Below are 8,411 nucleotides of genomic sequence, written 5' to 3' on the forward strand. Positions count from 1 at the left end.
GCGATTCATTGTGCGACAGCCTGTGTGGCGCATGGTCGCAAGCCTAGCGCAGACGGTTTTTTTGGCTATCGGACATTTGTTTCCAATCGTTGGCGGATGTTTCTGAAGAGCGCGGGCTAGAGCGCAGCAATAGGCCGGTGGATTGGCCAAAATGACGCCGTCTGATCCTTGCAACGTTGTCGACGCTGCTGCTTAATACGGAACGGCTCATGGCGTCGAATATCGTTCGGCGACCGACAATCACTATAAAAAGAGCACTCCTTTGACTGAGCACGGAACGCAGCAGGCCGGGCAGGTGACGTTATCGCTGGTGGTCCCCGTTTTTAACGAGGAGGACAGCCTCGACACGTTTTTGCGGCGCATCAATGAAGTCTTTCAGACGCAGACGTCAATCGATCTTGAACTGGTGTTCGTCAATGACGGCAGCACCGATACCACGCTCGAACGCCTGCTCGAGCATCAGCGTCAGGATGTGCGCCTGCGTATCGTCGACCTGAGCCGCAACTTCGGCAAAGAAGCGGCGCTGTCCGCCGGTTTGCAGATCGCGACCGGACAGATCGTGGTACCCATCGATGCCGATTTGCAGGACCCGCCGGAAGTCATTCTGCTGATGATCGAGCGCTGGCGAGAAGGCTTTGAAGTGGTGCTCGGTCATCGCATCAGTCGCCGCAGCGACACCTGGGCGAAGCAGACTTCCGCTCACTGGTTCTATCGCCTGCACAACAAAATTGCCGAACAGCCTTTACCCGAGAACGTCGGTGATTTTCGCTTGATGGATCGCTGCGTGGTCGATGCCTTGCTGACCTTGCCCGAATCCCGACGCTTCATGAAAGGCCTGTTCGCGTGGGTCGGCTTTCGCACCACCCACGTTGATTACGAGCGTCCGGAGCGGGTGGCGGGGCAGAGCAAGTTCAATGGTTGGCGGTTGTGGAATTTCGCGCTGGAGGGCATCACCAGTTTCAGCACCGAGCCATTGCGGGTCTGGACGTATGTCGGTGCGCTAGTGTCGCTGGTGTCGTTTGCCTTCGCCATTTTCATTGTCTTGCGCACATTGATCCACGGTGTCGACATGCCCGGTTATGCCTCGCTGATGGTGGCCGTGACCTTTCTCGGTGGGCTGCAATTGATCGGCATCGGAGTGCTCGGCGAGTACCTGGGCCGCACGTATATCGAATCCAAACGCCGGCCGGTTTTTCTGGTGCGTCGCGTCTACGACCCCAAGGACTGATACATGGATCTCAAGGAAACCGACATCCTCGGCGACGCCATCAACGAGCATTGGTATTACTGCTCGAAAGCCGCAGCCACCACGCGGATGCTCGGTAAAGCACCGATCAAGCGAATCCTCGATGTCGGCGCCGGTTCGGGATTTTTCTCCCACCATTTGCTGACGCACACCGATGCACGCGAAGCGTGGTGCGTGGATATCAGCTATCCCGCCGACTCCAGCGCGACCACCGCCGGCAAACCGGTGCACTACCGTCGCGGGATCGAAACCATCGATGCCGATCTGGTGTTGTTGATGGACGTACTGGAGCATGTCGATGACGATCTCGGTTTGCTCAAGATGTACGTTGATAAAGTGCCCTCGGGCAGTCGATTCCTGATGACAGTGCCGGCGTTCCAGTTCTTGTGGAGCGGTCACGACGACTTTCTCGAGCACAAGCGCCGCTACACGCTGGCTCAGTTCGAAACGCTGGCGCGTGATGCTGGTTTGACGGTGCAGCGCGGTGCCTATTATTTCGGCGCGGTGTTTCCGATTGCGGCGGCGTTGCGCTTGCTGCCGCAAGGCGCGCAAGCCCAGCCGCCGCGTTCGCAACTCAAGCGTCATCATCCGCTGGTGAACGGTGTCCTCAAAACCTTGTGCAACCTTGAACTGCCGCTGATGGGCGCGAACCGTCTGGCCGGGTTGAGCGTGTTCGTGCTGGCTCAAAAAACGTGACCTCGGCGCAAAAATCAGCCTTGATCCAACGTGGTGTGCGCTTTGCCGTGACCGGGCTGTTCGTCACCGCGCTGCATGCGCTGGTGGCGGTGCTGTTCATCAACTTCATCGCCGCGCAACCGCCGCTGGCCAACGGCGTGGCATTTGCCGTGGCGACGGTGGTGTCCTACGTGATCAACACCACCTGGAGTTTTTCTGCCCGTTTGCACGGCCGAACGCTGCTGCGCTTCCTGCTGGTATCCGTGGCGGGCTTTTTCCTGGCGATGTTCGTTGCCTGGGCTGCGCAGATTGCCGGGCTGCACTATCTGCTGGGTATTGTTGCGGTGGCACTGACGATTCCAGCGTTCACCTTTGTCTTGCACAATTTCTGGACGTATCGATGAAGGCTTCACCAAACCATCCGGTGCTCGGTCTTTTGCCGTTGTTGCTCGGCGTATTGGCGTTTTTCTGCGTGATCGGGCCGCAAGCGCTGGATCCGCAAAACATTGCCTGGCTGGAGCAGGGCGATCCGGCGACGCATTATCTGGGCTGGGAATATTTCCGGTACTCCCCCTGGACCTTTCCGCTCGGGCTTAACCCGTTCTATGGTCTGGAGTTGGGCAATTCGATTATTTTCTCCGACTCCAATCCGCTGCTGGCGTTGCTGTTCAAACCGTTCAACGCGTGGTTACCGGCGACCTTCCAGTACTTCGGCCTGTGGCTGCTGGCGTGTTTCGTCTTGCAAGCGTGGTTTGGCTGGAAACTGCTGGGGCTGATGACGGAGAATCCGCTGATTCGCTTGCTGGGCACAGGTTTATTGGTGTTTTCGCCGCCGATGTTCCTGCGCATGGGCGGGCACCTTTCCCTGTCCGGGCATTTCCTGATTCTGGCGGCGCTGTACCTGGCGTTATTACCGAACCTGTATCGACGTCGTCTGGCCTGGGGCGCGTTGTTGGCGGTCACCGCCATGGTGCATGCGTATCTGCTGGCGATGGTGGCGCTGATCTGGGTGGCGGATCTGCTCGGCAAGACCTTCAGCCAACAATTGAGCCGGCGCCAGGGTCTGCTCGAAGGCGTTTCGCTGTTTGCCGTGGTGAGTGTGTGTTGCTGGCAGGTCGGTTACTTCGCTATTGCTGACGGCGCGCAATCCGGCGGTTTCGGTTTGTACCGGATGAACCTGCTGTCGCCATTGGATCCGGCCGGCTGGTCGTTGATTTTGCCGAATTTGCCGAAAGCCAGTGGCGATTACGAAGGCTTCAACTATCCGGGCCTTGGCGTGTTGTTGCTGGTGCCGTTGGCGCTGATTGCCTGGCTGAGGAACCGCCAGCCGCTGAAGGATGAGCTTCGCGTTCGCCCTTGGCTAATGCTGGCGTTGATCGGTTTATCGTTGTTTGCGCTATCGAACCAGATCGGCGTCGGCGCACACACGTTCAGCTACCCGCTACCGAAAATCGCCATCAAACTGGCGAACGTTTTTCGCGCCTCGGGGCGGATGTTCTGGCCGGTGTTGTACGCGCTCATCCTGATGGTGATGTTCCTGCTGGTGCGCGGTTACCGGCCACGCATCGTCGTCGCGCTGCTGGCGCTGGCGCTGACGTTGCAGGTCGTCGACACGCGCAACGGCTGGATGGGCTTGCGCAACGGCAAGATGATGACGCCGTCCGCAGAATGGGCAACGCCGATGCGTGATCCGTTCTGGGCGAGTGCGGCGGCGCATTACCCGAATATCCGCAGTCTGATGCCGCAGAATCAGTCTGAGCGCTGGCAAGTGATCGCCGATTTTGCCGCGACTCACGGCCTGAAAACCGACGCCGTTTATCTGGGGCGCATGAGTTCCACTGCGCTTGAGCAGGCCCGGCAGAAAACGCAGCGCATGCTCGAATCAGGGCAGTACGATGCCGACTCGTTGTACATCCTCGACGATACGGTGCTCGCCGATGCCGCCAAAAGCGTCAACAGTGAAACGGATCTGCTGACCCGAGTGGATGGTCTGGTGGTGCTCGCGCCGGGCTGGAAGCGTTGTTCGCAGTGTCTGAGCATGACGGATGAGGGGCGGCGGATGTCACTACTGGCATTGATGCGTCCCGGTCAGACGCTGATCTTCAACTACTCCGCCCGGCAGTTGGTCAGCGGCTGGTCGACCGCGGAAAACTGGGGAACATGGTCGGCGGGGCAGCAGGCGCAACTCGACTTACGGGTGACACCCGAGGCGCGCTCGATTGCGCTGGATGTCATGGCATTCGTTTTGCCGCAACACCCGGCGCAGCGAGTGATCGTCAGTGTGAATGGCGAGCAGGTGCTGACTACGCGCCTGGTGCAACATCAGGGTAATCATCTGGAGATACCGATCAGTCCTGCGATCCGTCAGCACCTAGCGGACGATGATCGCCTGACGATCGAGTTTCATTTGCCCGATGCCATCAGTCCGCAACAATTGGGCCTGAACGACGATTCCCGGGTCATGGGGCTTGGCTTGAAGCGCTTGACGGTGAACTGACGCACCGTGGCGATGGACGCCGGGGCTTCGGCCTTTCTACACTGCCGGTATTCCGGGGGGCAGGGGGCAATGGATGAACCGCAATGAACTTCGCAAGGCCGACATCAACCTGATGGTGGTGTTCGAGACCTTGATGCTCGAACGCAACGTGACCCGGGCGGCCGAGAAGCTGTTCCTTGGTCAGCCGACCATCAGCTCGGCGCTCAATCGTTTGCGCACGATGCTCAACGATCCGCTGTTTATCCGCGTCGGCCATCGCATGGAACCGACGGCCCGTGCCGAAGATATTTTCCGCCACCTCAAGCCGGCGCTGGATTCACTTTCGGTCGCGCTGAGTCTGACCCGCGATTTCGACCCGGCCGTCAGCACCATGACCTTTCGCATTGGCCTTTCCGATGACGTCGAGTTCGGCCTGCTGCCGCCGCTGTTGCGTGCGCTGCGCCAGGAAGCGCCGAACGTGGTGTTTGTGGTGCAACACGTTGATTACTGGCGCATCCCCGACCTGCTCGCGGCGGGTGATATCACGGTCGGCATCAGCCAGACCCGAGGTCTGCCGGCCAATGCCAAACGCAAATTGCTGCGGCACATCCAGCCGAGCATCCTGCGCGCCGACGCCAGCGATACGCCGCTGACGCTGGATGAATATTGCGCGCGGCCGCACGTGCTGGTTTCGCACACGGCCAACGTCAGTGGGTTTGCCGATGAGTGGCTGGCAGAGCTGGGGCGCACGCGTCAGGTGGTGCTGTCGGTGCCGCAATACAGTGCGTTGCCGGCGCTGCTGGCCGGCACCGACCTGATTGCCAGCCTGCCGGATTACACCGCCGCGGCCATGGCCACTTCGGGGCTGCTGTTCAAGGAACCCTTTCCGTTCAAGACGCCGACGCTGGATTTGTCGATGGTCTGGCTCAGCCATGTGGACAGCGATCCGGCCGAACGCTGGTTGCGTTCGCGGCTGGAGCAATTCATGAGCGAACGACCACTGACCCCATCCTGAGCCACAACACCGTGTAGGAGCTGCGGCACGCTGCGATCTTTTGATCTTCAAATCTCAAGATCAAAAGTCGACAGCTCCTACAGGGATTGGTAATGAGCTGCATGTGCTATATGTACGACCTTTCTGCCAACTCACCGGGGATCTGCAATGCCACACCTGCACATGGAATACACCGCCAACCTGCCGCAGTTGAACGCCGACGTCGCGTTGATACGGCTTAACAACACCCTGGTGGGCTCCGGTCAGTTCGCGGCGGAGTTCGATATCAAGAGCCGTGCGGTCAAAGTCGAGACCTTCAAGGTCGGTACCGCTATGGCCGAGCGCGCCTTCGTCTATGTGAAGCTGGCGCTGCTCAGCGGGCGTTCGCCGCAGATCAAGAAGCAGTTGTCAGAAAGCCTGTTGGCAGTCTTGCAGGACCTGTGCGAATGGCCGGCCGGTGTCGAGGTGCAGCTGTGCGTTGAGCTGGTCGACATGGATCGCGAGTCCTACAGCAAAACCGCGATTGGCGTGTAGGACTCAGGCCGCTTCGAGTTCGCTGCACACCTTCACCACTTGCTCGCGCAACCACAGGTTGGCGCTGTCCTGATCAACGCTCTGGCTCCACTGCATGTCGAGGGTGAAGCCTGGCAAGCCGTTCGGTGCCTCACAGTGATTGAACACCGCTTCGTTGGTCAGCAAGCGCTGGATGCGGCGGGGCAGGGTGAGGATGAAGTCAGTCCCGGTGATCATTTTCAATGCCGCGCTGTAGCTGTTCGAGCGCGCGACGATCTGGCGTTTTTGCGCCTGCCGCGCGAGCCAGCCGTCGACCATGTTGGTGGTCGATGTCCACGGCGTCGGAAACACATGCCGACGTTCGGTAAAGGCCTGCAGGCTCAGGCGCGGTTCCAGTGGCGTGGCGCGTTTGTCGAAGACGCAGACCAGATCATCTTCCAGCAGCATCCGTGATTTCAGGTCAGTGTGATGGCGGTGGAAATTGGGACCGAAACTGATCACCAGATCAAGGCTGCCGTCGCGCAGTTCATCCGCCGGGACGTCGGTCTCGAACTTGTGCATGTTGACCATCACCGGTAAGTCATCGAAATCGAAACGTTTCAACAGGCGCGGCAGAATCAGTTGCTCGAAGTATTCCGGCGCGCAGATGTTGAAGGTGACGGCTTGCCGGGTCGGGTCGAACGTGGGGGCGCCGGCGTGGCACAGGTTGATGCTTTCGAGGATCTTCTGCACATGGCCATACATGGTGCTGGCCTTGTAGGTCGGGCGCATGCCGGTGCGGGTGTTGATGAACAGTTCGTCTTCGAAACTGGTGCGCAGTTTTTTCAAACAGTAACTGACGGTGGACTGGCTGACGAAAAGGGTTTCTGACACATCGGTAACGCTGCTTTGCTCATAAACAGCGATAAACACCATGAGATCCTGCATGTCGAGCTTTCGAAGCAAGTTACTGTTCAGCATCCGTTCTGTCTCGCTGTGCTCCTTGCGCTGAATCCGCGCAAACGTGTGCGAACGATCCTAACGGAACGATGGTGCCAGGACAAAGCCCTGTAGGACGTTTCACAGTCAGTTGTGGGACAGAAAGTTTTAGTAACACGACGTCGCTACTCAAACCGCTGAAAGATGGCCAGAAGCCTTTAGCTCGACGAGGGAAAGTGTCGGGCGTAATGCCTGGGATCGAAGCGCCACACCATCAACAGCATCACTCCCATCACAACGGTCAGCGACCACCAGGCCCACTCGAAACTCCCGAGCCAATCGCGGATCATTCCGGCCAGCAGCGGCGAAAGGCCGGCGATCAAGTAACCGATGCCCTGCACGAATGCGGTCAGCCCACCGGCACGTTGCGGGTTGTCGAGGTGATCGAGCGAGACGATCAGGCTCATCGGAAACAAACCGCCAATGCCCAGCCCTAACAGGCAGGGCCACAGCAGGCTGAGCTGTTGCGGGCTGAGGATCAGGCCGCAAAACCCGGCGATGATCAGCATCAGTAACGCCATCAGCATCACCCGCCGATCCCGGCTGCGATTGGCGATCGCGGGCACCACCAGGCCGGAAATCACCTCCATGGCCGTCAGAAAACCTAACAACAGCCCGGCGTCTTGTTCGCTCCAGCCTTTTTCCACGTAGTACGGCGCGAGCCAGGCCAGCACGCAGGTATAGGACGCCGTCCCCAAACCAAAGAAGATGGCCAGTAACCAGGCGCGGGAATGGGCAAACAACGAATCTTTCCTGGTTGCCGCCATCACCGTGGATGACAGTTGGCTGCGTTGCGACCACCAGAACAGCAACGCGAGCAATGCCAGAATCGCCCAGATGGCCAAACCGCTGCGCCAGCTCCCGGTCTGCACCATCACCAGCGGTGCGAACGAGGCCGCAATGGCGGCGCCGCCCATGATCGACGTGACATACAAGCCCATGCACAGAGCGACGTTGTCGGCGAAGCGCGATTTGATCAGCGCCGGCATCAATGCCTGAATCAGCGCAATGCCGAGGCCGGCGAACACGGCGCTGACGATCAGTTCGGCTGCCGATTCGATAAACAGCCGCGACAGCGTCGCCAGGCCAATGATCAGCAGTGACAGGAAAACCGTCCGTTGCTCGCCCAGCCGCTGACTGATGCCAATGCCGAAAAACATCGCCAGCCCCATGGCCATCACCGGCAGCATGGTCAGCAGTGACGCGACGCTGAAACTCAGCGGGATGTCAGCGCGAATGGCCGACAGTAACGGGCCGACCGCCGCCATCGACGGACGTAGATTGAGGGCGACGAGCATGATCGCGAGCATCAGCCAGACAGCGGGGCGAGCAGTGACGCGGACGTTTTCCATCATCAGACCTTTGAGCGGGGCCGACGATTAGGCGCGGAACCGTCTGCTTCGGGCAAACCAGAAAATCCACAGCCCTTTTTAAAAATCAAATACCGATCCCTGTAGGAGCTGTCGAGTGCAACGAGGCTGCGATATTTTGATCTGGCTTTAAAGATCAAGATCAAAAGATCGCAGCCT

Annotated in this window: 8 protein-coding genes; 6 read left to right on the forward strand and 2 right to left on the reverse strand. The window is 59.2% G+C overall.

Annotated elements, in window-relative coordinates:
- Nucleotides 1-262: 262 nt before the first annotated feature.
- From PMI23_RS03205 to PMI23_RS03230, 6 genes are all read left to right on the forward strand, one after another.
- Entirely contained in the window at nt 263-1,228 is a 966-nt protein-coding gene (locus tag PMI23_RS03205) for a glycosyltransferase family 2 protein (RefSeq protein ID WP_007911386.1), read from the forward strand.
- 3 nt (nt 1,229-1,231) lie between these two features.
- Nucleotides 1,232-1,942 (forward strand): class I SAM-dependent methyltransferase, encoded by a 711-nt coding sequence (locus tag PMI23_RS03210; RefSeq protein ID WP_007949631.1) that lies wholly within the window; start codon nt 1,232-1,234, stop codon nt 1,940-1,942.
- Complete coding sequence (locus tag PMI23_RS03215) at nt 1,939-2,325, forward strand: GtrA family protein (protein WP_007911378.1); 387 nt, start codon at nt 1,939-1,941, stop codon at nt 2,323-2,325. Before PMI23_RS03210 ends, PMI23_RS03215 begins: the two co-directional genes overlap by 4 nt.
- Nucleotides 2,322-4,418 carry a DUF6311 domain-containing protein gene (locus PMI23_RS03220; protein ID WP_007911373.1) on the forward strand — a complete coding sequence of 699 codons (2,097 nt, stop codon included), beginning with the start codon at nt 2,322-2,324 and terminating at the stop codon, nt 4,416-4,418. Before PMI23_RS03215 ends, PMI23_RS03220 begins: the two co-directional genes overlap by 4 nt.
- A gap of 73 nt (nt 4,419-4,491) precedes the next feature.
- Nucleotides 4,492-5,412, forward strand: a complete 921-nt coding sequence (locus tag PMI23_RS03225; RefSeq protein ID WP_007911372.1) for a LysR substrate-binding domain-containing protein — start codon at nt 4,492-4,494, stop codon at nt 5,410-5,412.
- Nucleotides 5,413-5,559: 147 nt separating this feature from the next.
- Nucleotides 5,560-5,925: a 5-carboxymethyl-2-hydroxymuconate Delta-isomerase gene (locus tag PMI23_RS03230; RefSeq protein ID WP_007911370.1), complete on the forward strand. Its 366-nt coding sequence runs from the start codon at nt 5,560-5,562 to the stop codon at nt 5,923-5,925.
- 3 nt (nt 5,926-5,928) lie between these two features.
- On the opposite strand, the gene PMI23_RS03235 is transcribed toward PMI23_RS03230, so the two are convergent.
- The gene (locus PMI23_RS03235) at nt 5,929-6,864 is read right to left on the reverse strand and encodes a LysR family transcriptional regulator (RefSeq protein ID WP_007911368.1); all 936 of its coding nucleotides are present in this window, start codon (nt 6,862-6,864) and stop codon (nt 5,929-5,931) included.
- Between the two features lie 176 nt (nt 6,865-7,040).
- Nucleotides 7,041-8,234, reverse strand: coding sequence for a cyanate transporter (locus tag PMI23_RS03240; protein WP_007911360.1), 1,194 nt, complete (start codon nt 8,232-8,234; stop codon nt 7,041-7,043).
- Nucleotides 8,235-8,411: the final 177 nt, after the last annotated feature.

The sequence above is a fragment of the Pseudomonas sp. GM24 genome, assembly GCF_000282235.1.
Lineage (GTDB): Bacteria > Pseudomonadota > Gammaproteobacteria > Pseudomonadales > Pseudomonadaceae > Aquipseudomonas.